The 26,092-nt window shown below is 67.7% G+C and carries 27 protein-coding genes, 1 tRNA gene and 1 pseudogene; 20 read left to right on the forward strand and 9 right to left on the reverse strand.

Annotated features, from left to right (window positions below; genetic code table 11):
• The first annotated feature begins 1 nt into the window (after position 1).
• Genes ACRWK8_RS15230 through pheA form a run of 3 tightly spaced genes read left to right on the forward strand, consistent with a single transcriptional unit; the run spans position 2 to position 2,456 of the window.
• Complete coding sequence (locus tag ACRWK8_RS15230) at positions 2-850, forward strand: glycosyltransferase (RefSeq protein ID WP_431871120.1); 849 nt, start codon at positions 2-4, stop codon at positions 848-850.
• A gap of 36 nt (positions 851-886) precedes the next feature.
• Positions 887-1,471 (forward strand): DUF4446 family protein, encoded by a 585-nt coding sequence (locus ACRWK8_RS15235; protein WP_431871034.1) that lies wholly within the window; start codon positions 887-889, stop codon positions 1,469-1,471.
• A 37-nt stretch (positions 1,472-1,508) separates the two neighbouring features.
• Positions 1,509-2,456 (forward strand): prephenate dehydratase, encoded by a 948-nt coding sequence (pheA, locus tag ACRWK8_RS15240; RefSeq protein ID WP_378743339.1) that lies wholly within the window; start codon positions 1,509-1,511, stop codon positions 2,454-2,456.
• 248 nt (positions 2,457-2,704) lie between these two features.
• Here pheA and ACRWK8_RS15245 read toward each other — a convergent pair whose 3' ends face one another.
• Entirely contained in the window at positions 2,705-2,881 is a 177-nt protein-coding gene (locus ACRWK8_RS15245) for a hypothetical protein (protein ID WP_431871036.1), read from the reverse strand.
• 149 nt (positions 2,882-3,030) lie between these two features.
• Between ACRWK8_RS15245 and serS the strand changes: the two genes are divergently transcribed.
• Positions 3,031-4,311, forward strand: a complete 1,281-nt coding sequence (serS, locus tag ACRWK8_RS15250) for a serine--tRNA ligase (protein WP_431871038.1) — start codon at positions 3,031-3,033, stop codon at positions 4,309-4,311.
• An 87-nt stretch (positions 4,312-4,398) separates the two neighbouring features.
• Here the strand turns inward: serS and ACRWK8_RS15255 are convergent, their stop codons facing one another.
• Positions 4,399-4,950: a bacterial proteasome activator family protein gene (locus ACRWK8_RS15255; protein WP_378743345.1), complete on the reverse strand. Its 552-nt coding sequence runs from the start codon at positions 4,948-4,950 to the stop codon at positions 4,399-4,401.
• Between the two features lie 33 nt (positions 4,951-4,983).
• Complete coding sequence (locus tag ACRWK8_RS15260; RefSeq protein ID WP_378743347.1) at positions 4,984-5,958, reverse strand: NAD(P)H-quinone oxidoreductase; 975 nt, start codon at positions 5,956-5,958, stop codon at positions 4,984-4,986.
• A 183-nt stretch (positions 5,959-6,141) separates the two neighbouring features.
• Here ACRWK8_RS15260 and ACRWK8_RS15265 point away from each other — a divergent pair, with 183 nt between their 5' ends.
• The 3 genes from ACRWK8_RS15265 (at position 6,142) to ACRWK8_RS15275 (ending at position 9,824) form a co-directional block, all read left to right on the forward strand.
• Positions 6,142-7,845 carry a MinD/ParA family ATP-binding protein gene (locus tag ACRWK8_RS15265; RefSeq protein WP_431871041.1) on the forward strand — a complete coding sequence of 568 codons (1,704 nt, stop codon included), beginning with the start codon at positions 6,142-6,144 and terminating at the stop codon, positions 7,843-7,845.
• A 75-nt stretch (positions 7,846-7,920) separates the two neighbouring features.
• A complete protein-coding gene (locus tag ACRWK8_RS15270; protein ID WP_431871043.1) occupies positions 7,921-8,811 on the forward strand; it encodes a universal stress protein in 891 nt (296 codons plus the stop codon).
• Positions 8,812-8,894: 83 nt separating this feature from the next.
• Positions 8,895-9,824, forward strand: a complete 930-nt coding sequence (locus tag ACRWK8_RS15275) for a universal stress protein (RefSeq protein ID WP_378743353.1) — start codon at positions 8,895-8,897, stop codon at positions 9,822-9,824.
• Between the two features lie 214 nt (positions 9,825-10,038).
• On the opposite strand, the gene ACRWK8_RS15280 is transcribed toward ACRWK8_RS15275, so the two are convergent.
• Positions 10,039-10,242 (reverse strand): hypothetical protein, encoded by a 204-nt coding sequence (locus tag ACRWK8_RS15280; protein ID WP_378743355.1) that lies wholly within the window; start codon positions 10,240-10,242, stop codon positions 10,039-10,041.
• Positions 10,243-10,364: 122 nt separating this feature from the next.
• Entirely contained in the window at positions 10,365-10,577 is a 213-nt protein-coding gene (locus tag ACRWK8_RS15285) for a hypothetical protein (protein ID WP_431871046.1), read from the reverse strand.
• Positions 10,578-11,374: 797 nt separating this feature from the next.
• Between ACRWK8_RS15285 and ACRWK8_RS15290 the strand changes: the two genes are divergently transcribed.
• Positions 11,375-12,877 carry a hypothetical protein gene (locus ACRWK8_RS15290; protein WP_431871048.1) on the forward strand — a complete coding sequence of 501 codons (1,503 nt, stop codon included), beginning with the start codon at positions 11,375-11,377 and terminating at the stop codon, positions 12,875-12,877.
• Positions 12,878-12,890: 13 nt separating this feature from the next.
• Entirely contained in the window at positions 12,891-13,781 is an 891-nt protein-coding gene (locus ACRWK8_RS15295) for a DNA adenine methylase (protein ID WP_431871050.1), read from the forward strand.
• Between the two features lie 101 nt (positions 13,782-13,882).
• Here ACRWK8_RS15295 and ACRWK8_RS15300 read toward each other — a convergent pair whose 3' ends face one another.
• Genes ACRWK8_RS15300 through ACRWK8_RS15310 form a run of 3 tightly spaced genes read right to left on the reverse strand, consistent with a single transcriptional unit; the run spans position 13,883 to position 16,324 of the window.
• Positions 13,883-14,338 (reverse strand): NUDIX hydrolase, encoded by a 456-nt coding sequence (locus ACRWK8_RS15300; RefSeq protein WP_431871052.1) that lies wholly within the window; start codon positions 14,336-14,338, stop codon positions 13,883-13,885.
• A 32-nt stretch (positions 14,339-14,370) separates the two neighbouring features.
• Positions 14,371-14,919, reverse strand: coding sequence for a flavoprotein (locus ACRWK8_RS15305; RefSeq protein ID WP_431871054.1), 549 nt, complete (start codon positions 14,917-14,919; stop codon positions 14,371-14,373).
• On the reverse strand, positions 14,912-16,324 hold the full coding sequence (locus ACRWK8_RS15310) for a helix-turn-helix domain-containing protein (protein ID WP_431871056.1): 1,413 nt from the start codon (positions 16,322-16,324) through the stop codon (positions 14,912-14,914). Before ACRWK8_RS15310 ends, ACRWK8_RS15305 begins: the two co-directional genes overlap by 8 nt.
• 414 nt (positions 16,325-16,738) lie before the next feature.
• On the opposite strand from ACRWK8_RS15310, the gene ACRWK8_RS15315 reads away from it, so the two are divergent.
• The 9 genes and pseudogenes from ACRWK8_RS15315 (at position 16,739) to ACRWK8_RS15355 (ending at position 24,130) form a co-directional block, all read left to right on the forward strand.
• Entirely contained in the window at positions 16,739-17,062 is a 324-nt protein-coding gene (locus tag ACRWK8_RS15315) for a hypothetical protein (RefSeq protein WP_431871058.1), read from the forward strand.
• The gene (locus ACRWK8_RS15320) at positions 17,059-17,490 is read left to right on the forward strand and encodes a hypothetical protein (RefSeq protein ID WP_431871060.1); all 432 of its coding nucleotides are present in this window, start codon (positions 17,059-17,061) and stop codon (positions 17,488-17,490) included. Before ACRWK8_RS15315 ends, ACRWK8_RS15320 begins: the two co-directional genes overlap by 4 nt.
• A 227-nt stretch (positions 17,491-17,717) precedes the next feature.
• Complete coding sequence (locus ACRWK8_RS15325; protein WP_431871062.1) at positions 17,718-18,458, forward strand: GntR family transcriptional regulator; 741 nt, start codon at positions 17,718-17,720, stop codon at positions 18,456-18,458.
• Positions 18,459-18,574: 116 nt separating this feature from the next.
• A complete protein-coding gene (locus ACRWK8_RS15330; protein WP_094800300.1) occupies positions 18,575-18,985 on the forward strand; it encodes a plasmid replication, integration and excision activator in 411 nt (136 codons plus the stop codon).
• 94 nt (positions 18,986-19,079) lie between these two features.
• Positions 19,080-19,334: a hypothetical protein gene (locus ACRWK8_RS15335; RefSeq protein WP_431871064.1), complete on the forward strand. Its 255-nt coding sequence runs from the start codon at positions 19,080-19,082 to the stop codon at positions 19,332-19,334.
• Positions 19,331-20,761, forward strand: a complete 1,431-nt coding sequence (locus tag ACRWK8_RS15340) for an FtsK/SpoIIIE domain-containing protein (protein ID WP_431871066.1) — start codon at positions 19,331-19,333, stop codon at positions 20,759-20,761. The genes ACRWK8_RS15335 and ACRWK8_RS15340 overlap by 4 nt, the downstream gene beginning before the upstream one ends.
• Positions 20,762-20,996: 235 nt before the next feature.
• Positions 20,997-22,415 (forward strand): annotated as a pseudogene (locus tag ACRWK8_RS15345) (replication initiator); the annotation flags it as partial.
• A gap of 283 nt (positions 22,416-22,698) precedes the next feature.
• Positions 22,699-22,908, forward strand: coding sequence for a helix-turn-helix transcriptional regulator (locus tag ACRWK8_RS15350; protein ID WP_431871122.1), 210 nt, complete (start codon positions 22,699-22,701; stop codon positions 22,906-22,908).
• A gap of 22 nt (positions 22,909-22,930) precedes the next feature.
• Entirely contained in the window at positions 22,931-24,130 is a 1,200-nt protein-coding gene (locus tag ACRWK8_RS15355) for a tyrosine-type recombinase/integrase (RefSeq protein ID WP_431871068.1), read from the forward strand.
• 123 nt (positions 24,131-24,253) lie between these two features.
• Here ACRWK8_RS15355 and ACRWK8_RS15360 read toward each other — a convergent pair.
• Positions 24,254-24,342 (reverse strand) — tRNA-Ser (locus ACRWK8_RS15360).
• 127 nt (positions 24,343-24,469) lie between these two features.
• On the opposite strand from ACRWK8_RS15360, the gene ACRWK8_RS15365 reads away from it, so the two are divergent.
• Both ACRWK8_RS15365 and dnaN read left to right on the forward strand, forming a co-directional pair.
• Positions 24,470-24,928, forward strand: coding sequence for a DUF4442 domain-containing protein (locus tag ACRWK8_RS15365; RefSeq protein ID WP_431871124.1), 459 nt, complete (start codon positions 24,470-24,472; stop codon positions 24,926-24,928).
• A gap of 57 nt (positions 24,929-24,985) precedes the next feature.
• Positions 24,986-26,092, forward strand: coding sequence for a DNA polymerase III subunit beta (dnaN, locus tag ACRWK8_RS15370; protein ID WP_431871070.1), 1,107 nt, complete (start codon positions 24,986-24,988; stop codon positions 26,090-26,092).

Consider the following 26,092-nt stretch of genomic DNA (forward strand, 5'->3'; position numbering starts at 1 on the left):
CGTGGCACGAGGAGGGCCCCAGGGGCCCACGGACGCGGCGGTCGCCGTGGTGATCGCCGCCAAGAACGAGGACGACCGCATCGGCGCCACCGTCGAGGCGGCCCACACGCTGCCCGGGGTCGACCTGGTCGTGGTGGTCGACGACGGTTCCACCGACCGCACCGCGGACCTCGCCCTGCGAGCGGGGGCCCGGGTGCTCAGGCACGGCCGCAACCGCGGCAAGGGCGCGGCCATGCAGACCGGTGCCGAGGGTGTGCGTCGCGCGGAGGTCCGCGAGGCGGACGGAGGCACGACCCGTGTCCCGCGCCATCTGCTCTTCCTCGACGCCGACCTCGGGGAGACCGCCAAGGACGCGGCGCCCCTGGTCGAGCCGGTACTCGCGGGCACGGCGGACATGACCATCGCGCTGTTCCCCGCCACCCGGCTGCGCCTGGGCGGGCACGGTTTCGTGGTCCGCCTGGCACGGGAGGGCGTGCGCAGGTCGACCGGCTGGGAGCCCGAGCAGCCGCTGAACGGTCAGCGCTGCCTGAGCCGCGCCGCCTTCGAGGCGGCCCGGCCCCTGGCGCCGGGGTTCGGAGTGGAGACCGGGCTGACCATCGACGTCCTGCACGGGGGTTTCCGGGTCATGGAGGTCGAGGTCCCGCTGGAGCACCGCGCCACCGGCACGGACCTGCGGGCCCAGCTGCACCGGGCGCACCAGTTCGTCGACGTCGCCCGAGCCCTGACCGCCCGTGAGCTGCGGCCCGCGCTGCGCCGGACGTGGCGGGGCGTGACGGCGGGCAAGGGTGGCGGCGGGCGTGAACAGCCCCGAAAAACCGGGCACATTACTCGCAAAAATCGCCAAGAGTGACCCCACGGCTGCGATGCGTGGGGATACGCTCGCGCTGTGTTCACTACCACCATCGCTTCCATCGCACTGTTCGCCGGGCTGGCCGGGCTCGCCCTCGGTGTGTACGCGCTGTTCAGGACCGCTCAGGTCCGCGGTGAGTACCAGGTCCTGGCCCAACGAGCCCTCGCGGTCAACACCTCGGGGGCGGACCCACGCGCCGTCCGCGACGTGGCCGTCCTGCACTACGACGCCCTGGAGGAGATGTCGGGTGCCCGCTCCTTCTCTCTGGCCATGCTCAACAGCCACGGCGACGGCGTGGTCGTCACGTCCATCAACGGCCGCACCGAGACCCGCACCTACGCCAAGGCCATCACCCGGGGCGAGGCCGACCACCTGCTCAGCCCGGAGGAGTACCGGGTGATCCGGTCGGCACGCCTGGGCAACGGGATCGGGGCCACGCTGCCCGACCCCGCGTCGCCCTCGGGAGGTCCGGCGGCCGACGCGCCCGACGAGGGCACGGAGGCCCTGGTCACGGTGGTCCAGGGGCCCGAGGCGTCGGAGGACGAGGCCGAGGGGGACGCCGACCAGCCTCGGTCACCCGAGGGGACCCAGGTGCCCCCGGCGCCCCGACCGGAGAAGTGACCACCCCGGCCCACCGGCTGCGTATAGCCTGAACAGCATGCCCAACCGCTACGCCTACCTCGGCCCCGAGGGCACCTTCACCGAAGCCGCCCTGCGCGATCTGCGCCCCGAAGCCACCGACGAAGCCCGCGTCCCCTGTGACGGTGTGGCGGCGGTCTTCGACGCGGTCCGCGCCGGGGACGTCGACGGCGGGGTCGTCCCGCTGGAGAACTCCGTGGAGGGCGGGGTCACCGCGACCATCGCGGAGCTCATCAACGGCGAACCGCTGCTCATCACCGGCGAGACCGCCGTGCCCGTCGAGTTCGCCCTCTTCGTCCGGCCCGGGACCGCGCTGGAGGACGTCAAGCGGGTCGCCACGCATCCGCACGCCCTCGCGCAGTGCCGGGGCTGGCTCTCCCGTCACCTTCCCGACGCCGACACCCACACCGTCTCCTCCACGGCAGCCGCCGCGCGTGCCGTCGCGGAGCCGGGAGCCCCCTACGACGCCGCGATCTGCGCGGTCATCGCGGGGGAGCGGTACGGGCTGCACGCCCTGGCCACCGGGGTGGGCGACCGCTCCGACGCGGCCACGCGCTTCATCTACCTCTCCCGGGCCGGGGACCTCCCGGCGCCCACCGGCGCGGACCGGACCTCCCTGGTCGCCTTCATCTCCGACGACCAGCCCGGCGCGCTGATCGAGGTGCTCAACCAGTTCGCGGTGCGCGGCGTGAACCTCACCCGGCTGGAGTCGCGCCCCACCGGCGACGGCCTCGGCAACTACTGCTTCTGCATCGACGCCGAGGGCCACGTCTCCGAGGCCCGCGTGGGCGAGGCGCTCATGGGCATCCGCCGGGTCTGCCGCGACGTGCGCTTCCTGGGCAGCTATCCGCGCGGCGGCCGGGACACCGGGACGACCCCCGCGATGCGTCCCCGCCCGACCACCGACGCGGACTTCGCGGAGGCCGAACTCTGGCTCGCCCGGGTCCGCGCGGGCGAGACGGCCTAGGGCGTGTTTTTGTGGATGCTTTCGCCGGTGGCTGGCGGAGCCGCCATCGATGCGAGCGGCCGTCCAGGCCATCTCTCGCAAGACGATGAGCGAAGCTGCCCCTACTGTGCGCTGCTACGCAAGCTCCGCAGCTTCGCACAGCGGGGGCCCGCCCGGGTTTGGCTGTCCGAGCTTCATCGGCGCAGCGAGAGGCAGCCTGGCAACGCGAGCGCGGAATGATCCAAAAAACACGGCCTAGCCAGGCGCGGTCAGGTGGCCTCCACGGGGGAGCCGGACCCCTCCTCGAAGAGCCACTCCTCGGCGGCGGCCCGGCGCAGCTCCAGATACAGGGCCAGCCTGAGCGCGGTGTCCTCCGGGCGCGCGTCGTCCAGGGCCTCCAGGGCATCGGAGAGTTCCTCGGTGGTCATCTCACCCAGCGGTTTCACGACTTCTCCCCCACGGTCGGCGTGCCGCTCGGGGGGCTCGCGCTCCCCGTTCGGTCCTTCGATGGAGAGACGGGGCCGGTGCCGCTTCATGACGTGACTGTCGGCAAAAGATGTGGGGCCGGGGTGGGGCGGGCGGTAACCTGCAAGACGTGATCGACCTTCGCGCACTTCGAGAAGACCCCGAACGACTTCGTGCATCGCAGCGGGCCCGCGGTGAGGACCCCGCCGTGGCCGACCGGCTGCTCGAACTGGACTCCAGTCGGCGCTCAGCGCTGACCCGGTTCGAGACCCTGCGCGCCGAGCAGAAGAGCGTGGGCAAGTCCGTCTCGAAGGCCTCTCCGGAGGAGCGCGAGGAACTCCTGGCCCGGGCCAAGGGCCTCTCGGTGGAGGTCAAGGAGGCCGAGGCCGAGGCCGGACGGCTCGGAGACGAGCTCGACGCCGTGCTGGCGCGCGTGCCCAACCTCGTCGAGGAGGGCGCCCCCGAGGGCGGCGTGGACGACTTCGTGGTGTTGGAGACCGTGGGCGAGCCCCGCGCGTTCGACTTCACCCCGCGCGACCACCTGGAGCTGGGCGAGATGCTCGGCGCCATCGACATGGAGCGCGGCGCCAAGGTCTCCGGCTCCCGCTTCTACTTCCTCACCGGTGTGGGAGCCCAGCTGGAGCTGGCCCTGCTCAACATGGCGATGAACCAGGCCATCGGTGCCGGGTTCACCGCCATGATCCCGCCGGTGCTGGTCAAGCCCGAGACCATGGAGGGCACCGGGTTCCTCGGTGAGCACTCCGACGAGGTCTACCACCTGCCCGCGGACGACCAGTACCTGGTGGGCACCTCCGAGGTGGCGCTGGCCGGGTACCACGGCGGCGAGATCCTGCCCGCCGACGCACTCCCCAACCGGTACGTGGGCTGGTCGTCCTGCTTCCGCCGCGAGGCCGGTTCCTACGGCAAGGACACCCGGGGCATCATCCGGGTCCACCAGTTCAACAAGGTGGAGATGTTCGTCTACACCCGCCCGGAGCAGGCGCACGAGGAGCACGCGCGGCTCCTCGCCTGGGAGCGGGAGATGCTGGACAAGCTCGAACTGCCCTACCGCGTGGTCGACATCGCCGGCGGGGACCTGGGCACCAGCGCCGCCCGCAAGTACGACTGCGAGGCGTGGGTCCCCACCCAGGAGACCTACCGAGAGCTGACCTCCACCTCGAACTGCACCGAGTTCCAGGCCCGCCGCCTCAACGTGCGCTACCGGGACGAGGACGGCAAGCCGCGCTTCGCCGCAACCCTGAACGGCACGCTGGCCACCACCCGGTGGATCGTCGCGATCCTGGAGAACCACCAGCGCGCGGACGGTTCCGTGGTGGTGCCGGAGGCCCTGCGGCCGTTCCTGGGCAAGGACGTCCTCGAACCCGTCCAGGCTCCCAGGAGCAGGAAGTAGGCACTGACGACGGAGCCCGCCCCTCGCGTGAGAGGCGGGCTCCGTCGTGCGTGGTCCCACAGGGGAGTGGTCCCGCTCGTGCCCGCCCTACAGGTAGGGGCCCGACCCCATGTGGGGGTGGTCCTCCTGCGGCTCGGCGCCGGGGCCGCCCTGGGCCTGGAGCCCGGACACACCCGGGGGAAGCGCCTTGCGCATGTTCTCCAGCTGCGCCCGGGCCGCCATCTGCTGGGCGAACAGGGTGGTCTGGATGCCGTGGAACAGGCCCTCCAGCCATCCCACCAGCTGGGCCTGGGCGATCCTCAGCTCCGCGTCGCTGGGCGCGGCACCCTCCGCGAAGGGCAGGGTCAGCCGCTCCAGCTCCTCGATGAGCTCCGGGGCGAGCCCGTCCTCCAGCTCCTTGATCGAGGAGGTGTGGATCTCCTTCAGCCGGGCGCGGCTCGCCTCGTCGAGCGGGGCCGCCTTCACCTCGTCCAGGAGCTGACGGATCATGCTGCCGATCCGCATCACCTTGGCGGGCTGCTCCACCATGTCCGCGAGGGTGCGCGGCTCGTCGGAGCCGTCGTCGTCGCCGTTTCCGTGGCGGTCGTCGGTACCGACCACCAGGACCTGCGGTTCCTTCTGGTCGTCTGCGTTGCTCATCGATCCCCTAGTTCGGCTGTGTCCGGCACGCTGTCAACGGGTGAGAAGGATCTTGCCTGTGTGCGCGCTCGATTCCATCACGCGGTGCGCCTCCGCCGCGTCCTCGATGGACAGTGCGCGGTCCACGACGGGGCGGATGGTTCCCTCCTCTACCAACGGCCAGACCTGCTCCAGTACTCCCGAGACGATGGTCGCCTTCTCCTGGGCCGGACGGGAGCGCAGCGTGGTCGCCTGGACCGAGAGGCGTTTGACCAGCATGCGGCCGAGGTCGATCTCGGCGGCGCCCCCTCCCATCAGACCGATGATCACCAGGCGCCCGTTGGTGGCCAGCGAGCGCAGGTTCCCCTCCAGGTAGGAGCCGCCCATGATGTCCAGGATCAGGTCCGCGCCGCCCTCGGCCCGCAGGACCTCGGTGAAGTCCTGGGTCCGGTAGTTCACGGTGATCTCGGCTCCCAGGTCACGGCAGCGCGCGAGCTTCTCCTCGCTGCCCGCGGTGACCGCGACGCGGGCGCCCAGCGCCTTCGCGAACTGGACGGCGAACGTGCCGACCCCGCTGCCGCCGCCGTGGACGAGGACGGTCTGCCCGGCACGCAGGCCGCCGACCATCACGAGGTTGGACCACACGGTGCAGGCCACCTCGGGCAGCGCAGCCGCGTCGGTCAGGCTGACCCCGCGCGGTACCGGCAGGAGCTGGCCGACCGGGACCGCCACCCGCTCCGCGTATCCGCCGCCGGTCAGCAGGGCGCACACCCGGTCCCCGACGGACCAGCCGGTGCCGTCGGTGCCGGGTCCCAGCTCGGCGATGGTGCCCGAGCACTCCAGACCCGGGTACTCGGAGCCGCCCGGGGGAGGGGGGTAGAAGCCCTGGCGTTGGGACACGTCCGCGCGGTTGACCGCGGTGGCCGCCACGTCCACCAGGACCTCGCCCTCCCGGACGACGGGATCGGGGACCTCGGACCAGGCCAGGACCTCGGGGCCGCCCGGTTCGGTGATTCTGATCGCGTGCATGGGGCCGACAGTACCCAGACTCGGGACCGAAGGGGAGGAGGGTTCGGGGGATCACTCTGTTCACGGTGCCGCTGAGGATGCTTTTCTGGTGCAGCACGGGTATGAGAACCCCGAGGGCCCCACCCCCGCAACCCGGCGGGACCCTTCCTCCACAGACACACCCCTCGACGCAGGAGAGCCCCGGTGGCACAGCAGGAACAGAACGGGTCGGCAGCCGAGTCGGAGCCGCACGAGCGGTCGGGCTGGCACGGAACCGACGACTCGGCGGAGGTCGAGGAAGCACCGGGCTCGCCCGCGCCTACTCCCAGGGAGCAGTGGTTCGGCGGGTTCGAGGGGGCGGCCCCGCCCCCGCCGCCGTACGCGCGCCTGCCCGAGGACACGCCGCCGCCGACGCCCGGCACGGCCTTCCGGGCACCGGCGCCGGAGGACGACGTGCCGGACGAACCCGAGGAGGAGGCGGACGGCACGGTCCGGCTGTTCCCGGGTGCCCGCGACCGGAGGCCCCGGCCCTCCGGTCCGTGGCAGGAGGAACGCCGCCCCCAGCGACCCCAGCGCCTCGGGGGTCAGGCGGAGGAACGGGACCCGTTGGCGCCGCGCGGCACCCCCGGCGACTCCGACGTGCCCGAACCCGAGCAGCTGCCGCCGCTGGAGGCCGAGCGCGCCGAACCGGTGGAGGCCGATCGGGCGGCACCGCTGGAGCAGGGGCCCTCGGGGCCCTGGGCCGGTCCCGCCCCGGCGGGGAACACGCGGCCCCCGCTGGGCCCTCCGGGGCTCTGGACGACCCCGGAACCCCCGTCCCCTCCGCCCTCCCTGACCGGTCCCCGCGACACCGGCCCCCGGGACGCGGGCCCGCGCGACACCGGTCCCCGTGACACCGCCCCCCGTGACACCGGCCTTGGAAGCCAGCCCTGGAGTGGCAGCCAGGCCCCGGCACGCCCTCCGTCGCCCCCCACCGACCACGGGGAGACCTCCGACTCCCTCAGCGCGGCCACGCTCGTCCGCAACCGCCGCTACGGGCCCACGGGCGGCTGGCGCCGCGCCGTGCACAGCGCCAGCCTCGGCCTGATCAACCCGGGCGAGTCCCCCAGGGTGCTGCGCGAACGCGAGCTGGTGGCCCGCGCGAGCACACCGGTCGCCGCCGGGCACCACAGGGTGGCGGTCCTCAGCCTCAAGGGCGGGGTCGGCAAGACCACCACCACGGTCGCCCTGGGCGCCACCCTGGCCTCGCTGCGCGGGGATCGGGTCCTCGCCGTCGACGCCAACCCCGACCGGGGCACGCTCTCGGACAAGGTGCGCCTGGAGACCGCCGCCACCATCCGTGACCTGCTCAACGAACGCCACCTGGTGTCGCGGTACGCGGACATCCGGGGCTTCACCTCCCAGTCGCCCAGCCGCCTGGAGATCCTCGCCTCCGACCGCGACCCGGCGGTCTCGGAGGCGTTCAGCGACGCCGACTACCGCGAGGTGGCCCGGATCGTCGAGCACTTCTACTCCATCTGCATCACCGACTGCGGCACAGGGCTCCTGCACGCGGCCATGCGCGGGGTGCTCGGGCTGGCCGACCAGGTGGTGCTGGTGAGCTCGGCCTCCGTGGACGGGGCGCGCAGCGCCAGCGCCACCCTCGACTGGCTGGACGCCCACGGGCACGGGGGGCTGGTGCGCGGCGCCGCCGTGGTGCTGTCCATGGTGCGCTCGAACAGCAAGAGCAGCGTGGACCTCAACCGGCTGGAGGAGCACTTCGCGGGGCGCTGCCGGTCCGTGGTGCGGGTGCCCTGGGACGGGCACCTGGAGGAGGGCGCGGAGGTCGACCTGGAACAGCTCGCCCCCGCGACCAGGGACGCCTACCTGCAGCTGGCCGCGAACGTGGGGGAGGCCTTCGCGCGCTGAGAGGACGCGCGGGCCCGCCCTCGCCGGTTTCCCGGCACCCGGTCCCGACAATGGAGGTGAGGGGAAGAGGTGGACATGAACGCACAGGAACGCCCGCCAGCGGTCATCGCGGGGGTGGACGGCTCACCCATCGCCGGAGCGGCGCTGGCCTGGGCGGCGGACACCGCCGCCCGGTACGGGCGGCAGCTCAGGATCGTGCACGGCCTCGGCCTGCCCGCGGTGATGGGGACCCTCCCCTCGTCGGAGCGGTACCAGCCCGGCGACGAGGTCCGGGAGGCCGGGCACGCGCTGCTCTCCGAGAGCGCCGAGCACGTCCGTGCCTCCCACCCCGAGCTGGACGTGGCCACCGTGCTGGCCTCGGAGGACGCCCCGGAGGTCCTGCTCGACGAGGCCCGCCACGGCGACGTCATCGTCGTCGGCTCCCGAGGGCTGGGCGCGGTGCGGGCGATCATGCTCGGCTCCGTCAGCCTGCGCACCTCCTCCCACGCCCCCTGCCCGGTGGTGGTCGTCCCCGAGGCGGCCCCGGAGCCGAGGGGCAGACTCGTGGTGGGGGTGGACGGCTCGGAGTCCTCACGCAGGGCACTGCGCTTCGCCCTGGAGCACGCTCTGGCCACGGACGCGGAGGTGGTGGTGGTCAACAGCTGGGAGGTGCCGCTCCCGGAGGACCCCACCGACGGGCCGTCCCCGCACGAGGAGATGTTCGACCGCCAGTCCGAGGAGGTGGTCGCCGGGGTGCTCGCGGAGGTGATCGACGACCGGACCCAGGCCCTGGAGATCAGCGCGGTCCGGATGCAGGCCGACCCGGTGGACGCCCTGCTCGAGGCGGGGGAGGGCGCGGACCTGATCGTGGTGGGCTCCCGGGGGCGCGGCGGGGTCCGGGGGCTGGTCATGGGCTCCACCAGCCAGGGCGTCCTGAGCCGGGCGCACGGCCCGGTCGCGGTGCTGCCGCCGCACTCCGACGACTGACGGATTCCCTGTGCCGTTCACGTGTGTTCGTGCACCACTCGGTGATGATGGTGAACAGAGGGAACTCTTCTCAAGGGGGAACCATGTCAAGCGAACGACAACGTCCCAGCAGGGTGGTCGTGGGCGCGGACGGATCGGACCACTCGCGGGCGGCCCTCGTATGGGCGGCCGCCGAGGCCGCGCGCCGTGACGTCGAACTGCACGTCGTGTACGCGCTGGGGATGCCGCTGATCGTGTCCGCCTACGGGGGACCGACCCGCTTCGAGCCCTCCGACGAGATCTCGGGGCAGGCCACCACGATCCTCTCCGAGGCGATCGAACTGGTCCGGAAGGACCACCCGTCCGTCCGGGTGGAGACGTTCACCGCCCTGGAGGAGCCGCCGCTGGCGTTGATCCGGGACAGTCACCCGCACGACCTCATCGTGCTGGGCACCCGTGGACTGGGAGCCTTCGCCTCGATGTTCGTCGGGTCCGTGAGCGTCCGGGTGTCCGCGCAGGCCCCGTGCCCCGTGGTCGTGGTCCCCACCGGCCCCAAGGGCAGGCCGGCCACCACGAAGCTGGACCGGATCGTCGTGGGTGTCGACGGGTCGAACCCCTCCCGGCGCGCCCTGGGACTGGCGGTGGACCTGGCCGCCGAGACCGACGGCGAGCTGGTCGTGGTCAACAGCTGGGAGGTCCCCTACCCGTACGACCCGATCGCGATGACGGCGGCCGGGCACCAGCCGCAGGAGAACATCTTCGAGCGGCAGTCCGAGGAGCTCGTGGCCGAACTCCTGGCCGAGGCCATGGACGAGCAGCGCGACGACGTGAACATCGAGGTCACCGTGGTGCGGACCCAGTCCGGCCCGGTCGACGCGATCCTGGAGGCCGCCGAGGGCGCCGACGCCATCGTGGTGGGTTCCCGTGGTCGGGGCACCATCCGGGGGCTGCTGCTGGGCTCGGTGAGCCAGGGCGTGCTGCACCACGCGAAGATCCCCGTCGTGGTGCTCCCCAAGCACGCCGACGAGGACTAGGGAGGGGCGGCCCAGGGGCCGCCCCCCCTTCTAGGTCGTGCTTTTTGGATCATTCCGCGCTCGCGTTGCCAGGCTGCCTCTCGCCGCGCCGATGAAGCTCGGACAGCCAACCCCGGGCTGGCCTTCGCTCATCGTCTTGCGAGAGATGGCCTGGCGGCCGCTCGCATCGATGGCGGCTCCGCCGCCACCGGCGAAAGCATCCACAAAACACTCCCTAGCTCTCCAGCTCCGACCTGCCGCGGGAGGCGCCGCTGGCCAGGACCCAGACACCGCTGACCACGAACGGCGCCAGCATGAAGAAGTAGGTGGTCCAGGACCCGCCCAGGCTGGGTACCAGCACGGCCAGGGCACCGGCCGTGAAGACCACCCCGAGGGTGACCCACAGGACCTTCTGTCTGCCTCTTCCGATCGTCCTCACCCCGTACTTCCGTGTGCGTCGCCGGTGTCGAACCGGTCACCCTCCGGCATACCGAACCAAAGGCCCGCCAAACCCTCCCGTGGTGATTCGTCGACAAAGCGACAGGTCCACCCACCCTCCTGTCACCGGGCGTCCGTCTCCCGCTCGGCGGGGGAGATCGCTCTCTTGACGATCAGGGGGGCACCGACACCGCACACGAGGCCGACGACCGTTCCCACGACCCACGACGGCGCGTCGAACATCCAGTGGACGAGGACGCTGAGGGCGACGGCCGCCGCCATGAGAAGCACCATCGACGCCGCGGGAGAGGTGAGCCAGCGGGGGAGAGCTGCCATGAGTGTTCCCGACGGTTGGGGGAGAACGCCGACCGGGGGTCTACCCACCCCTCGAACCCGGTCAAACCGGCCGTGGTCGCGGGACGAGGCTGCTGCTGGAACGACGAAGGCCGGTGGCCTGGTCCCTGGGGACCAGGCCACCGGCCTTCCGTTCTGCGGAGGGTATGGGATTTGAACCCATGAAGCCCCGTTGTGCCGAGGGGACTTGGCGACCTGTCGACAAACCGACGAAGTGGCCCCTGACCTGCGCGGATGTTCCGAGGGATTCCCAGCGCTTCTGGCCCCTTCCCGGAGCCATGTGCGATGAATGTGCGATGCGGTGGGGGCGCTGCTGTGGCCCTGGCGGGCACAGACGTTCGTTCCTTGGGGCTTGGTCGGCGTAGCGTGCGTGGGCTGGGCCGTGTTCATTTTGCTCACCTCAACCACGACTACAGCAACCATCTGGAACCAAGTACCACGGTTCCGGGCCGAGGTGCCCGTCAGCGCTGGAGTCGGTCCCCCAAGACGGTCGTAGCTCGCTGACGGGTGCCTCGGGACAGGTGAGCACATCCGTCCGTTTCGGGACCAAAAGCTCTGACATACACGCAGGTCATGGGGCACGATGGCCTGACTCGGTCAGTTCTGGACCCCGCTCTGTCGGGCTTGTCCGAGAGAAGTCTTCTAGTGTGCGGCCTGCGGGCGCGCTCGGGACCGGGCGGCAGCCCGCAGCCCGAACGACGGCCGAGGGCCGCCGCGACGGCGCTTGCGCCGTCGCCTTGATTTCATATAGCACAAATCGGCAACAGGAAGTGCATAAAGTGGCATACACGTTTGAAGAAATTGAAGTATCACTTCTTCTTTTGGATCCGGCTAATGCTCGAATAGGAGATGAAAAATCCAGTCAGAGGGATACCATTGAAACCCTGATCGGCAAAGTCGGTGGGCAGTTCGTTCCCATGACACTCGATATTGCCACCCATGGTTTGGACCCGACAACTTTGGTGGCTGTCGTCAAAGTCTCTCCCGAAGATGATCATTACACAGTACTTGAAGGAAATCGTCGAACGCTTTCAGTCAAGGCCCTTCGGGATCCTACTATTGTCAAGGGACTCATTCCAAATGCCCACTATAAGAGAATCGTAGACGCGTCAAAGGATTTCTCTATAGATTCTATTTTGTGTGTTGTTTTTGATTCAGTAGAAGAAGCAGTTAAATGGGTAGAGTTGCGTCATACAGGTGCAAATAAAGGCGTGGGCCTTGTCTCCTGGGATGCAAACGAACAAGATCGTTACAAGAGTCGGTATGGGACGAGTAAAAATCGCAAGCCCGCAGGTCAGATAATTGACTTCGTAGACCGGCTTCGCCCCTCCAGTGAATATCAAAATAATAAGATCATTACAACCCTTCAAAGGATGGTATCAACAAAGAAATTGCGAGACGCTCTGGGAGTGGAAGCGAAGAGGGGTAGGGTATTTTCGCTCTATCCTGCAGAGGATGTGCTTCCAGTACTCAGCTATGTAGTAGACGAACTTCGTTCTGGAAGAGTGAAAGTTACTGACGTCTATTACGAGGACGAGAGAAAAGACTATGCAAGGTCTATTCCTGAAAGTGTTCGACCTAACGAATCGCGTGCATTAAAGAACCCCATTCCGCTTGACTTTCTTGAAGTGGGTATGGATGAAGATACACCCCCTCCTAGTGGCGGTGTAGATCCCTCACCACCGGATGACCGTAACTCGGGTGGTTCTGAATCGCAGAATCCCAAAGAACCAACAGAGAATAATCCCGCAGTCGTAGACGAGAAGGAAAATGGTGGTCCGGAGGACAGGGAAGGAGGTTCCGGTGACTCACAGAAACCACCGCCTAGGGAGAGGATTCCGAAGCCGAGGAGTAGCGTTATTGAAAGAAGTTGCATTCTTAAAATAGAAGACAAAAGAATAAAGGCTATTTATTTCGAGCTTAAACGACTTAATGTTGAGGATTACACAAACGCCTGCGCTGTCCTTTTGCGAGTATTTTTTGAACTCTCAGTAGATGACTATCTGGTTAAGGTCTTGCTTGCTACCGAGGGTGAGCGAAGAAATGAATCTTTGGCCAAGAAGCTAAAGTTGGTCGTAGACAAGATGGAACAGTCAGGTAAAATAGATGCGCAACTAGCTAAAGCCATGCGGAAAGTTGCGGATGAGCGAGGTTTGTTGGGAGTTTCAACTGTGACTTTCAATCAATATGTGCATAACAACTATGTCGTCCCTAAGCCTTCTGAGATTCTGCTGACTTGGGACGAATTGCAGCCCTTCATGCAGTGTCTATGGAACCGATAAAAAGAAAATTCCCGTGAGTCAAAAAAGTGCCATCTCAAGATACCCCTCGCCTCTTAGGTATCCAGGAGGAAAGGGAAAAATATCCAACTTTATTAAGCTCCTCATACTGAGGAATGAGCTGGAAAATGTGCGTTATGTTGAGCCCTATGCTGGAGGGGCAAGTGTAGCCCTTTCGCTTCTGTTTGAAGGATATGTGGAAAAGGTTCTAATTAATGACATGAACCTCGGTGTTTATTTTTTCTGGAAGTTCCTCCTTGAAGATGAAAAGTCGCTCTGTGACAGGATCATGTCTACCGAGGTCACAGTTGATGAATGGAGGAACCAAAAAAAGACTTATTCTGACCCTTCCTCCAGTCCTGAAGATCTTGCCTTTGCAACGTTCTTTCTTAACAGGACCAATCGGTCGGGAATCGTTTCTGGTGGGGGTGTTATTGGGGGTCTGTCTCAAGAAGGGAAATGGAAGATAGATGCCCGATATAATAAGGATGCCTTGTGTAAGAGGATCAAGAAGGTAAACTCTTTTCGTGAAAGTATAGAGGTCTGCAATCAAGATGCCCTTTCTTTGATTAGGGGATTGGATCAAGAGGAAGGGAATTCTTTTCTCTATCTCGATCCTCCTTACTATGTTAAAGGATCTCAGCTTTACGATAATTTCTACCTTCACGATGATCATTTGGAGATATCTATAGCGCTGAGGAATATTGGCTTGCCGTGGGTAATATCCTACGATGCCGCCCCAGAGATTCTTGATATGTACTCGTTCGTTCGAGGAATTCGATACGAACTTTCGTATTCTGCTTCAAAGCGATCCACTGGAAGTGAAGTGATGTTTTTTTCGCCATCGATTAAAATCGATGGCGACATGTCTCCGACGCAGGTGTCTCGATCGCACTTGCAGGGATAATTTAAAGAACTATTCAATCCCGCGATCGTGTCGTTCATTGAATAATGTTCTGTTGGGTGTCCTGGATTGTAGAAGTGTCAGATTTATTGTGATTATTTAACTTACCCATCAGAGGTCAGTCGACGGCCGTCGTGGCTGCGAACATGTGGTGCGCTGATCTCTTGGGCATCTAACAAGCGGATGGCATAGGCTTCTGGCATGTGCTCTGTTACCTGTGCGGGTGTCATCCACTCAACGGCCACGGTCTCGGAGGTTATGAGCTTTTCTCCTCCGGACGGTTTGCAGCGGAAGACCAAGGCCACAACTCCACGGGTCATGTTCTTGTAAACGCCCGTGAGCTGTTCCACCTCGACGTGGATACCGGTCTCCTCCAAGACCTCGCGGACAACACCCTCTTGCGGGGTCTCGTCCAACTCCAGCACGCCGCCCGGCGGCTCCCAGTTGCCGTTGTCCCTGCGCTTGATCACCAGCATCCGCCCGTCCTCGCGGATGACTGCTCCCGCCACAGACACGGAGTGCAACGGGGTTGATGAGCGTCCGTCGCTGTCGCGGTTCATATGTCGCAGACCTGAGTTCCAGTTCTGCTGCTCTAGAGAGAGTTCTCCGCCTGGTCTAGAGCAAGCCGCCATGGGAAGGTATCGAACGCGCTCGTTCCGCTTCCGGCTCCGTGAGGGACGAACGCATCTTGTCCGATCAACACGGACACCTCTTCGGCCCGGAGCTTCCTGACGCTCTCTCGGAACGGGGCTCTGCTGGCGTAGGCGGAATTTACGAACGGGAGGATGACGGTCGGCACTCCGAGGCCGATGGCCTCGTTCACCACGTCCAGGGCGTAGTTGTCGGCGATCCCGTTGGCCAGCTTGTTGATCGTGTTGAAGGTGGCCGGGGCGATGATGATGGCGTCCGCCTTGGGAGAACGCGGGTCTCCCGGAGCGCGGTGCTGGCTCCGGACCGGCCTGCCGGTCTGCTTCTCCAGCGCCTCGACGTCGATGAAACTCACCGCTGATGGTGTGGCCATGACCTGAACGGTCCAACCCTGCTCCTGGGCCAGATCGACCAGCGTGCCGACATCCGAAGCCGGACCTGCCGCGCACACCACCACGTAGAGAGTCTTTTGCTCACTCACTGAGTCAGGCACCGACCCTTTCCGCTAGTTCGCTGACGTTGTCGTACAGGTGACCACTCGCCCGGGTACGGATGTCGTTGATCAACTGGTGCACCACCGGACGGGCGGTCAGCTCCTCGCTCGCCATCTCCTCGGCGTTGCGCAAGGCGTGGTAGGCGTGCTCGGTCTTTCCCCACTGCTGGTACGCACGGGCCGCGTCGATGAACAGCGTCACCCGGCGTTCCATCACGTCGATGTTGTCCAACCGCACCTGGCGCGCGTAGTCGATCGCGCTGCCCGCGTCGCCCAACTCGACGGCCGCGCTCACCCGGTGCAGCAGGACGTTGGTCGGCCCGAAGGCGGTCCACTGGTAGTTGAAATCCCCGCCGAGCCGTTCGCCCGCGTCGCTGGCCTCGTCAAGCAGGCTGAGTGCCTGGCCCCGGTTTTCGCGCTTGGCCGCAGAGACCGCGCCGCTCAGCAGAAGCGACCCGTACACCGACAGGGATTCCGGCGTGGCCTCGTCCGTGGCGCTGTCCACACGTTCGGCGGTGCTCGTCGCCAGTTCCGTCGCCGCCTTGTAGTGGCGCTCACGCATCAGCGCCCGGGTGAACGCCCTGACGCTCGCACCCACGACCGCGGGGTTCTCGCTCGCCTCGGCCGCGCGCATACTTCGGTCGGCCGCGAGGTAGGACAAACCGCGCTCCTCGCACTTGAGCAGGAGGCTCGCCGCCACGTGGTACGCCTCCGCCCGAAGCGCGTGCACCCGGAAGAGGTCGTCGTCTTCGACACCGGACACCGCGTCATCCAAGCTGCGCAGCAGCTCGGGTAACCGCTTGGCCACCGCCGTGTAATGGCACGCCTGGTATCCGGCCTTGGCCGCGTGCGTCCGCTTGGCGAACTCGCCGAGGCTCGTCGCCGCTCGCACAGCCGACCGAGGACCTCCCGCGTACCTGGTGAGTGCTGCAGCGATCTCGTCCATGTCCAGCACTGAACCTGTGGTGGCCTGGAACAGGGCGGTTCCGGCCAGTCCGACGAATGCGCGACGTCGCACCTTCTCATCCTCCCCCGGGCCCGGCCTCCTGGGTGCGGGTCGCCTCGGTGGTGCCGAGGACTCCGCGCTGTCGGATCCAGTGAACGTGCCGGGGTTCTTCGGTGCAAGGCCGAACAGCATCCGCGCGCGGTCGGGCATCCCGAAGCCGTCGGCGATCCGTTCGTACACCTCGAAGGCCGTGACGGTCTTACGGCCGTTCAGTACCTCGCTTACCCGCCCCTGTGAGAGGCCGGTCGCCGCCGAGATCGCCATCTGGCTCGCACCGCCGTACTGGCGCCCGAACCGGAAAAGTGCCTGGACATCGCGCCTTCTCAGGAACTCCGCCGTGTGCTCGCGTTCCCATGCCCACGACGGGATGGTGATCCGGCTCGTCGGGTGGCCCGGCATCGTGACTCCTCGGCGGTGCGAGTGCAGGGGGGACGGCCAGTATCCCCCCTTGTCATCCCGAGGAGGAATGGGTTTCGGGAAACCGAATCGGGATTGTTGGCCTCATGGACAGCAGCAGCGCAACCACGTGCAGGTCATGTCGCGGACGGGGCTGGAAGTCCGTCCGCCCTCGGCGCTTGGTCGTCGTTCGGGTCCCCTCCGACACGGAGCCGACCAGGCGTACCGCGATGTGCCCCTTCTGCAAGGGGACGGGACAGGTCTCCACCATGGCGTCCCCGTCCCACGGCAGCGGTCTCGCCTGCTGACCCATGACAAGACAGACCCCCGCGACGCGGTCGAAGGCGTCCGGGGGCGCGGCCAACCTGAGGAAAGCAGGCTGACGTGAGCGACCTTATCGCCCTGATTCGGGCTTGGGTGACTCTGATTCGACCGAAACGACACGGCAGACACCACCGCACCGGCCCCCGGTCCTACTACCTGCCCGCACCCGCGCGGGCGGAGCTGTGGCCCGCACCGGACCCCATCGTGATGGACACGGGCGACCCCCGCGCCTACTCCCTCCAACGCGGCCCCTACACCCACCTGGAGCACCGGCGCCGCGCCCAGCGGGCCGAACGGGACCGGCGGGGGATCGACCTCCTGGTGCAGATCGCGCGTTCGACTCCCGCCCTCGACGACATGGCCGAGTTGCGTGACCTGGTGCGCACGGCCATCGCGGTCGGGGCGGTGCGGCGATGACCACCGAACCCTCTGCGCCGATCGCCGACCGGGAGACCCTGACCGCCTGGGCGCGGGAACAGGGCGTGCGGGTGCGGATCTCCTCCGAGGACTGGGACTCCATCACCTACGAAGCCCTCTCCACCGGCCCGGACGGAACCCCGCTGGTGGAGCGGTACCGGTGCGTGCTGCCCGCGTCCCTCGCGCTGCGGCGTCTGCGGCTGACCTACGTCGTCGGGCTCTGCCACAACGCGGGCGGGGCGGCGTGCAACCATGTCCGCCGGGTCGTGCCCCCGGTGCTCTCGGCCTCCGAGTCGGCCGCCCGGCATGACGTGGCGCTGGTCGCGGCGGCGCTGGTGGAGTCCGAACGCCGGGCGGTGTGCGGGGCGACGGTGGACAACCTGACCGTGTACACCGTGCGGCGCGCCCAGGACTGGCAACCCTTCTGAGGGTCCTTCCTCCGGCGCTTCTGTGACCCCCGCGTGCCCTGATGTCTCTTCGAGACCAGGGGGCCCAGGGCACGCGGGCTCCTTCTTCGCGGCGACGTGCACGCCTGGGGGTGTGCTTCCCGCCGTGTCCTCTGACCAGTGGTGGGGGTTCATATGTGCCCCCACCTGCTGACAGAGACGACCGAGAACAGTAAGCTACTCGACCACACGAGTACTAGAGTCACCAGGTGGACATCATGTCGAGTCTGGAGTTCGCTCCGCCCAAGTACGTACAGATCGTGCGGGCGATCCAAGAGCGCATCGAGGACGGTACCTATCCGGTGGGGGAGATGCTTCCCTCCGAGTCGCGGATGGTGCGCGAGTTCGGGGCCGGGCGCTCCACGGTCGTGCGGGCCTTGCAGATCCTGAGCATGCAGGGGTGGATCGACCGCGAACACGGACGAGGGTCCTTCGTGCGCGGCGTCCCGCAACAGGGCTCCGAACGCTCCCACGCGGGGGCCAGTGCCTTCGACGCCTCCGAGGAGGCCAAGCGCAACCGCATCCTGACCGCCGGACGCGCCCCGGCCTCCGCTGCCGTGGCTGAGGCGATCGGTGTGCCCGAGGGTTCCCCGGCGATCATGCGTCAACGCCTGGTCCTGGACGAGTGCGAACCGAGTGAGCTGGTCACCCTGTGGTTCCCCCTAGACGTGGCCGAGGGCACCGACCTGGGCGAGACGCAGCCGATCAGCATCGGCGCACGCGAACACGTGCAGATGGTCAAGCAGCTCAGGCCCTCCAAGGTCGTCGAACGGCTCTGCGCACGCCTGGCCACCAGCGTTGAACGCGAACCCCTGGGGCTGGACGAGGGGACTCCGGTCCTGGGCATCACCGCGCGGATACTCGATGCCTCCGGGGACGTGATCGCCGTCGCTGAGGTGGTGCTCCCCGGTGACCTGCACGAACTGGAGGACTCCTACCCGGCCGTGTAGGCGCGGCTCCAAGACCGGTCACATATCCACTTGTCCGGACGAGTGTGGCCGGTTATTCTTAGGCTCCACTCGACCGGTCAAGTAGTTGAGTGAACATCACAAGGAAGGTCGTTCAGATGGCTATTCAGGGTGCGTTGCCGGTGGCGTTCGGGACGGTGTTCCCACACGGTGCGTTCGCGTTGGGGGTGGAGGCGATCACCGACTTCGAGACCAAGCGGCCTCAGCTCGACAAGGACAGCGGGTTGCCGTTGTGGGCGGTGGACGTGATCGACGCCGATCCCGAGGCGCGGGGCAAGGCCAAGTCGGTGAAGGTCAAGGTCGCCGCCGAGGTGTGCCCGACCCTGCCCGATGAGGTCCCGGGGCTGCCGTTCCGGCCGATCGAGTTCGAGTCCATGGCGGTCATGCCCTACGTGGACGACTCCGGCCGCCGCCCCCGGGTGGCCTACTCGCTGCGCGCCCGGGGCGTGAAGGCTCCCGGCGGTGCCGCTGGCGGTCGTCGCGCTCCTGCGGCCAAGGACGCCGCCTGACCCCCATGTAAGCGGGGCGGCCTGGTGCTGGAACACCTCGGCCGCCCCTGAATCCCTCCTGCGACTGCGAAATCTCAGAAGAGGTGTCTTCAGTATGTCCGATTACCCCCGTGACCTGTCCGGGTTGAGTGGCCCGGAGCTGGTCCGTCTGCTGTTGGACGCGACCAACCCCCCGCCTGCCACCGACGCTGAGCGTGCGGAGTTCTTCGACTTCAAGGCCCGGGTGTTCGCCACGATCGCGGACCGGGAGGAGAACCCCACCGCCGCGACCTTCGCCGCCCGTGCCCGCTCCGAACGTGACCGGCTCCTGGCCCAGATCGAGAACGAGAAGCGGGGTGGCCAGCGATGATGCGCCAACCCAAGATCGGTTCCGCTCAGTCCTCCCCGACACTGCCCACGCCCGCCCAGGGGGTGCGGTGGACGACCCCGATCGTGGAAACCCCCGGGATCGTCGTGCTGGCCTCGTGGATCTGGCGGCTGGTCCGCTTCCTTCTCACCCTGCCTTTCCGGTTCCCGGTCATGGTCGCCTGCCTGACCTTCTCGGCGGGGGCCTGGTGGTGGCTGGACTGGCCCGGCCTCGCCTGCCTGTGGGGCGCCGCTGCCGTGGTCTCCCTTATCTGGTGGCGCACCTGGCCGGACTCCTACCGCACCTGCGTCACCCTGCGTCTGCTGGCGTGGTGGCGGCACCTGTTCGTGTACAAGCGGCACTGGCAGCCGGTCCTGGTGATCTCCGGGCTGGCCGAGTCCTACCAGGAACGCCGCTACCTGCCCCGTATCCGGCGTGTGCGGTGCAACTCCTGGGCCGACTACGTCCGCGTCTCCCTGGTCGCCGGAACCTCCCCGGCCGACTTCGAACACCGCGTCACCGAACTGGCGCACGGCTTCGCCGCCCCCTCATGCCGCGTGGTCGTCAACGGGCCTCGGGACATCACGTTGGAATTCCCCCGCCACGACACCTTGGCCGAGGCGATCGACGCCTTCCCGATGACCCACCACGTGGACCTCGACGCCCTTCCCGTGGGACGACGTGAGGACGGCTCACCCTGGTTGCTGCGCCTGCATGGAACCCACGTCCTGGTCGTGGGTGTGACGGGGGCCGGCAAGGGGTCGGTGATCTGGTCCACCATCCGCGCCATGCTCCCCGCCCTGTCAGACGGCACCGCGCAGGTGTGGGCGATCGACCCCAAGCGCATGGAACTGTCCTACGGACGGGACCTGTTCGCGCACTACGCCGACACCGGCGAATCCGCGGTGGCACTGCTCGAACGGGCGGTGGCTTCGATGCAGGAGCGGGCCGAACGCTACGCGGGCAAACAGCGCTCGCACATCCCGACCACCGATGACCCGTTCGTCGTGGTGCTGCTCGATGAGGTGGCGTTCCTGACGGCGTACCACCCTGACCGGGACGTGCGCCGTCGTGCGGAGAACGCGATCGCCACGCTGACCTCGCAGGGGCGTTCGGTTGGCTTCGCGGTCCTGGCGGCGTTGCAGGACCCGCGCAAGGAGGTCATGAACCTGCGCAACCTCTTCCCGGACAAGGTCGCACTGAGGTTGGACGAGGCGTCGCAGGTGGACATGGTCCTCGGTGAAGGCGCGAGGGAACGTGGTGCGGAAGCCCACCTGATCGACCCCGCCCTTCCTGGTGTGGCCTACGTCCGTCTGGAAGGCTCTCCGTCCCCGGTGCGGGTGCGGGCCACCTACGTCTCGGACGAGGACATCACCGCCATGGCCGAGGGCTATGGCTTGGGCTCTTCGTCAGTGGAGGAGGTGGCCTGATGCGTTCGGTACTGTTCCCGTTCGGTGCGGTAAACGGAGGCTGTGACAACCACGTTCGCGAACGAGACGATGCACGCCCACCACATCACCCAAGGCATGACGGCACCTGGGCGGACCACAGCCGCTATACCAAAAGCTACGGTCGACAGAACCCAGAAGACCAGGCCCCACAGGTGTTTTCTTTGGGGGTTCATGCGGTAGAGGTCTCCCGCTCTGTGGTTGTGGGGGTGGGCTGATGCCGACTCCTACCGGTAAGACAACCCGGGCCGAACGCCTCGCGCAACCGCTGGCCCGTGAGGTGGCCGAACAGGTCGCCGCCGACCACGGCGTGTGCATCCGCCCCGTGTCCCTTCGACGCACCAACATCGCCACCGGTGCCACCGAGGTCATCGACGTTCCCTGCGGGTCCACCCTGGAATCCCGCTGCCCGGCCTGCGCGAAGAGGAAGCGCAGCCTTCGCCGCTCCCAGTGTGAAGAGGGCTGGCACCTGGCTACCGAACCCGTGGTGACCCCTGATCCGCCCTCCGAGGAACAACGCTCCTGGGTGGAACAGCGTGCGATGGTCACCGCCGAACGTGACTACCTCACCGCCACGGGGGCCGCTGACCCGGAACAGCTCTCGGCGCTGGACGCTGCGATTGCTGACCTGGACGAGGAGATCACCGCCTCCGGCCTTCGGGGTTCAGTCACCCGCTCCGCTGACTCCTCGGGCTCGTCGGGGTCGCGTCGGGTGCGCTCGACCAAACGCCGTCAGGACGTGCCCGACCTGCCCAAGCGACCCATGACGAGGAAGACGGTCGGGAGGGCCTTCACCGATCCGACTTCGGGGAAGGTGTTTCGGCCCTCGCTGTTCATCACCCTCACGCTCGACTCCTACGGGCGGGTGCGCTCGGACGGAACCCCGGTCGATCCCTCGACCTACGACTACCGGCGTGCCGCCCGGGACACGTTGCACTTCTCCAAGCTGGTGGACCGGTTCGTGCAGAACCTGCGCCGCGTGGCCGGGTTCGATGTGCAGTACTTCGCGGCCGTGGAACCCCAACGACGGCTGGCCCCGCACCTGCACATGGCCACACGCGGCACCATCCCCCGGGCGGAGCTGCGCCAGATCGCCGCCGCGACCTACCACCAGGTGTGGTGGCCTGCCGCCGACCGCGTCGTCTTCGACGGTGACCACCTGCCCGTGTGGGACGAGGACAACGACACCTACCTCGACCCCGCCACCGGGGAAGTCCTGCCTACCTGGGACGAGGCCCTGGACGCCCTCGACGACGACCCGGACGCGGAGCCTCATCACGTGGTGCGCTTCGGCCGTCAGGTGGACGCCAAAGGGGTCGTGGCGGGCTCGGCGGACGCGTCCCGGTGCGTGCGCTACCTGGCCAAGTACCTGACCAAGGACATCGCCGACTGCCACACCGTCGAAACAGTCCGGCAGGAACAGCACGTGGACCGGCTCCTCGATGCCCTGCGCTTCGAGCCGTGCTCGCCCCGGTGCTCGAACTGGCTGCGCTACGGCATCCAGCCGGACGAGGCCAAGGCCGGGCAGCGCCCCGGGTTCTGCCGGTCCAAGGCCCACCGCCGCGAACACCTGGGCTACGCGGGCCGCCGCGTCCTGGTCTCGCGCAAGTGGTCCGGCAAGACCCTGGCCGATCACAAGGCGGACCGGCTCGCCTGGGTCCTCAACGCCCTCGGAATTAACGGCGTTAATAGCGACCCCGCCAACGAGGACCAGGGCGACGAGGAGACCCGCGTCCCCCGGCGCTGTCCTCGGTCGCCTCGGGCTCCTTCGAGTGGGAGTTGGCACGCCCCACCGACCCCGACGTGGCTCCTCGGGAGCAACGCCTTCTCCGGGCGGTGGGCGAAGCACTCAAACGCCGCGCCCAGCTCGACGCGGCACGGCGGAACGATCTTTCGGCAATCCACGGAAGCAGGACGGCATGAGTGCGACGACGGCGACCCCGGCTGTTCTGGAACAGCGTCGGGACCACGGCCTGTGGTCGGTCAAGGACACGGCCTCCTTCCTGCGCGTCCCGCCCAAGACGCTCTACGAGTGGCGCTACAGGGGCGACGGTCCGCCCTCCCACCGCGTCGGCCGGTACGTGCGCTACGTGCCCGCCGAGGTCCACGCCTGGGTCCTGGCCCAGTAACCCACGGAAAGGAGACACCCCCATGGCTCGCGCGTGGGTCTACGACCGCACCAAGGACAGGGCGTATACGGAGGCGGTGAGCAAGGCCAAGGCCTCCAAGCGCACTCCGCCCGGCCGGTGGTGGGTCCGCTACTACGACCCCTCCGGGAGGATCAAGAGCGGCGGCGTCTTCCAGAAGAAGCCGGACGCGGAGAAGAAGCGGACCGAGATCGAGAACAGCCTTCACGAGGGCTCCTACCGCAACCCCCACGACGCCAAGGTCACCGTGGCGGAGATGGCCGAGAAGTGGCTCATCACCCGTACGGACATCAAACGGTCCACGTGGTGGCAGTACCGGGCGGTCCTGGACAACCACGTGTTGCCGCGCTGGGGAGACCTGCGCCTCTCGGCAGTCCACGCCGAGGACGTGGCCGTGTGGGTGGCTCACCTCCAGAAGCCCCGGGACGAGGGCGGTAGCAACCTGGGGGCTTCCCAGACCCGGCACGCGCACGTCGTGCTGTCGATGGTCCTGGGCTGGTGCGTCCCCCGGCGCATCCCCTTCAACCCGGCCAAGGGCGTACCGCTGCCCAAGCCCAGCGAGGCCGAACACGTCTACCTTGACCACGCCCAGGTGGAGGCGCTGGCCGACGCCTCCCTGACGCTGCGCACCAAGTACGGGCAGGAACTCGCCTCGGCCAGGGTGAGCCGGGCGCTCGTCCTGCTCCTGGCCTACACCGGCATGCGGTGGAGTGAGGCCGCCGCGCTGCGCGTGGGGCGGGTGGACCTGGACCGACGGCGGGTCCGGGTGGTCGTGACCTTCGCCGAGGTGGACGGCAGGCTCGTCGAACAGCCTCCGAAGAACGGCAGGTTCCGGACCGTACCCGTTCCCCGGTCCCTCGTCCCCGAACTGCGGTCCTTCGTGGAGGGACGTCCGGTTGACGCGCTGGTCTTCACCACCAGGCGGGGCGCCCCGCTGCGCATCCGGAACTGGCGCAACCGCGAGTTCGCCCTAGCGGTGAGGGCGGCCGGGCTCGACGGCATGGGGCTGACCCCCCACAAGCTCCGGCACACCGCCGCGTCGCTCGCCATCGCGGCCGGTGCGGACGTCAAGGTCGTGCAGGCCATGCTCGGCCACAAGACCGCGACCATGACCCTGGACCGGTACGGGCACCTGTTCCCGGACCGCCTGGACGAGGTGGCCGACGCGATGGACGCCGCCCGTCGGCGGGTCCTCGCCGCCTGACCGGTGAACGGCGAAGGCCGGTGGCTCCCCGGGCCGTGTGCGATGAATGTGCTACGGGCCCGGACCACCGGCCTTCGCCGTGTTCCGTGGAAGCCTCCCACCTGGGGAGACTCCCTGATTCTGCGGAGGGTGTGGGATTTGAACCCACGAAGCCCCGTCAAGGACTTGGTGCTTTTCAAGAGCACTGCACTCGGCCGCTATGCGAACCCTCCCGGGGAGAGGAGCCCTCTCCGCCAGACATGGTAGCCCACGGCGGAGGCGGGTTCGCGGGAGTGCTCGGTGTCGTCCGGGGGTGGCGCTTCCGGGTTACTCGTGAGTAACCTTGGGGGTATGCAGAAAATGGACGCCGAGACGGCGGAGATGGTCAAGTCCGGGTTCCTGGCCGCGGTTCCCTTCGCGCGCACACTGGGTGTGACCTTCAGCGAACTGGACCACGGTCGCGCCGTCATGCGGTTGCCCGACGACGCCGACCACCACAACCACGTGGGCGGCCCGCACGCGGGCGCCATGTTCACCCTGGCCGAGTCGGCCTCGGGCGCCATCGTGATCGGCACCTTCGGCGACCAGCTGGAGCGCGCCGTTCCCCTGGCCGTCAGCGCCGAGATCACGTACCTCAAGCTCGCCATGGGCGACGTGACCGCCGAGGCCACGCTGGGCCGGTCGAGGGACGAGGTCGTCGCGGAGCTGGACGAGGGCAGGCGCCCGGAGTTCCCCGTGGAGATCGAACTGCGCACCGACGACGGCACCGTCACGGGCCGGATGACCGTGCTGTGGACGCTGCGTCCCAACCGCAAGTAGCCCCAGACTGTCGGTACCGCTGGGTACGTTGACCGGAGGCAACGACCGGGAGGCGCAGTGAGACTACGTGTGGACCGCGACGCGTTCGCGGAGGCGGTCGCGTGGACCGCCAGGGCCCTGCCGACGCGGCACGCGGTCCCCGTACTCGCCGGGATGCGCCTGGAGGTCTCCCCGGACGGGACCTCCCTGCACCTGTCCGGCTTCGACTACGAGGTCTCCACCCGGGCCTCGGTGGAGGTCCTCGCGGAGGAATCCGGGGCCGCGCTGGTGCCCGGGAGGCTGCTGGCGGAGATCGTCAACAACCTGCCCTCGGGCACGGTGCGGATCGAGACCGACGGTTCCCGGGTGCGCGTCAGCGCCGGTGCGGCCAGGTTCACCCTGATCACCATGCCGCTGGAGGACTACCCCAGCCTGCCCGGGATGCCCGGGCGAATCGGCTCCGTGCCGGCGGACGCGCTCACGGCGGCGGTCCGCCAGGTGACCCCGGCGGCCAGTGGGGACGACACCCTGCCGATGCTCACGGGTGCCTACCTGGACTTCACCGGCGACCGGTTGAGTGTGGTGGCCACGGACCGCTACCGCATCGCGGTCCGCGAACTCTGGTGGAAGCCGGAGGATCCGGGGATCGACGCCGATGCCCTGGTGCCCGCGCGCACCCTGGCCAACACGGTGCGGGGCCTGATCAACCAGAGCAACGTGGACGTCGCCCTCGGGGGCGAGGGCATGATCGGATTCGAGAACGGCGAGCGCGCGACCACCACCCGGCTGATCGACAGCGACTTCGTCAAGTACGCCTCCTGGTTCCCGACGGAGTTCTCGGCGCGGGCCGAGGTCCCCGTGGGGCCGCTGCTGGAAGCGGTCAAGCGGGTCGCCTTGGTGGCGGACCGAAACACGCCGCTCCGGCTCGCTTTCACGGAGGGTGAGGTTGTGCTGGAGGCCGGATCCGGGGACGACGCGCAGGCCGTGGAGGCCCTGGGGGTCGGCTACGAGGGTGCCCCGATCCGACTGGCGTTCCGGCCCGACTACCTGGCGGACGGGCTGACCGGGGTGGAGACCGACACCGCCCACCTGAACTTCACCGAGCCGACCAAACCCGCCGTGTTCACCGACGCGGCAGAGGAACCCTCGTTCCGCTACCTCGTTCAACCCCTCCGGGTTAGTTGA

Origin of the sequence: Nocardiopsis eucommiae (assembly GCF_965344335.1) — a bacterium.
In the GTDB taxonomy this organism is placed as follows: Bacteria; Actinomycetota; Actinomycetes; order Streptosporangiales; family Streptosporangiaceae; genus Nocardiopsis; species Nocardiopsis eucommiae.

Excerpts from the sequence above, each read along its gene's own strand:
- ACRWK8_RS15340 (WP_431871066.1), top strand. The coding sequence starts at position 19,331 with ATGATGCGCCAACCCAAGATCGGTTCCGCTCAGTCCTCCCCGACACTG.
- ACRWK8_RS15270 (WP_431871043.1), top strand. The coding sequence starts at position 7,921 with ATGAACGCACAGGAACGCCCGCCAGCGGTCATCGCGGGGGTGGACGGC.
- ACRWK8_RS15355 (WP_431871068.1), top strand. The coding sequence starts at position 22,931 with ATGGCTCGCGCGTGGGTCTACGACCGCACCAAGGACAGGGCGTATACG.
- ACRWK8_RS15275 (WP_378743353.1), top strand. The coding sequence starts at position 8,895 with ATGTCAAGCGAACGACAACGTCCCAGCAGGGTGGTCGTGGGCGCGGAC.
- ACRWK8_RS15320 (WP_431871060.1), top strand. The coding sequence starts at position 17,059 with ATGACCACCGAACCCTCTGCGCCGATCGCCGACCGGGAGACCCTGACC.
- ACRWK8_RS15285 (WP_431871046.1), bottom strand. The coding sequence starts at position 10,577 with ATGGCAGCTCTCCCCCGCTGGCTCACCTCTCCCGCGGCGTCGATGGTG.
- ACRWK8_RS15260 (WP_378743347.1), bottom strand. The coding sequence starts at position 5,958 with ATGCACGCGATCAGAATCACCGAACCGGGCGGCCCCGAGGTCCTGGCC.
- ACRWK8_RS15255 (WP_378743345.1), bottom strand. The coding sequence starts at position 4,950 with ATGAGCAACGCAGACGACCAGAAGGAACCGCAGGTCCTGGTGGTCGGT.
- ACRWK8_RS15350 (WP_431871122.1), top strand. The coding sequence starts at position 22,699 with ATGAGTGCGACGACGGCGACCCCGGCTGTTCTGGAACAGCGTCGGGAC.
- ACRWK8_RS15365 (WP_431871124.1), top strand. The coding sequence starts at position 24,470 with ATGGACGCCGAGACGGCGGAGATGGTCAAGTCCGGGTTCCTGGCCGCG.
- ACRWK8_RS15330 (WP_094800300.1), top strand. The coding sequence starts at position 18,575 with ATGGCTATTCAGGGTGCGTTGCCGGTGGCGTTCGGGACGGTGTTCCCA.
- ACRWK8_RS15335 (WP_431871064.1), top strand. The coding sequence starts at position 19,080 with ATGTCCGATTACCCCCGTGACCTGTCCGGGTTGAGTGGCCCGGAGCTG.
- ACRWK8_RS15300 (WP_431871052.1), bottom strand. The coding sequence starts at position 14,338 with ATGAACCGCGACAGCGACGGACGCTCATCAACCCCGTTGCACTCCGTG.
- pheA (WP_378743339.1), top strand. The coding sequence starts at position 1,509 with ATGCCCAACCGCTACGCCTACCTCGGCCCCGAGGGCACCTTCACCGAA.
- ACRWK8_RS15310 (WP_431871056.1), bottom strand. The coding sequence starts at position 16,324 with ATGCCGGGCCACCCGACGAGCCGGATCACCATCCCGTCGTGGGCATGG.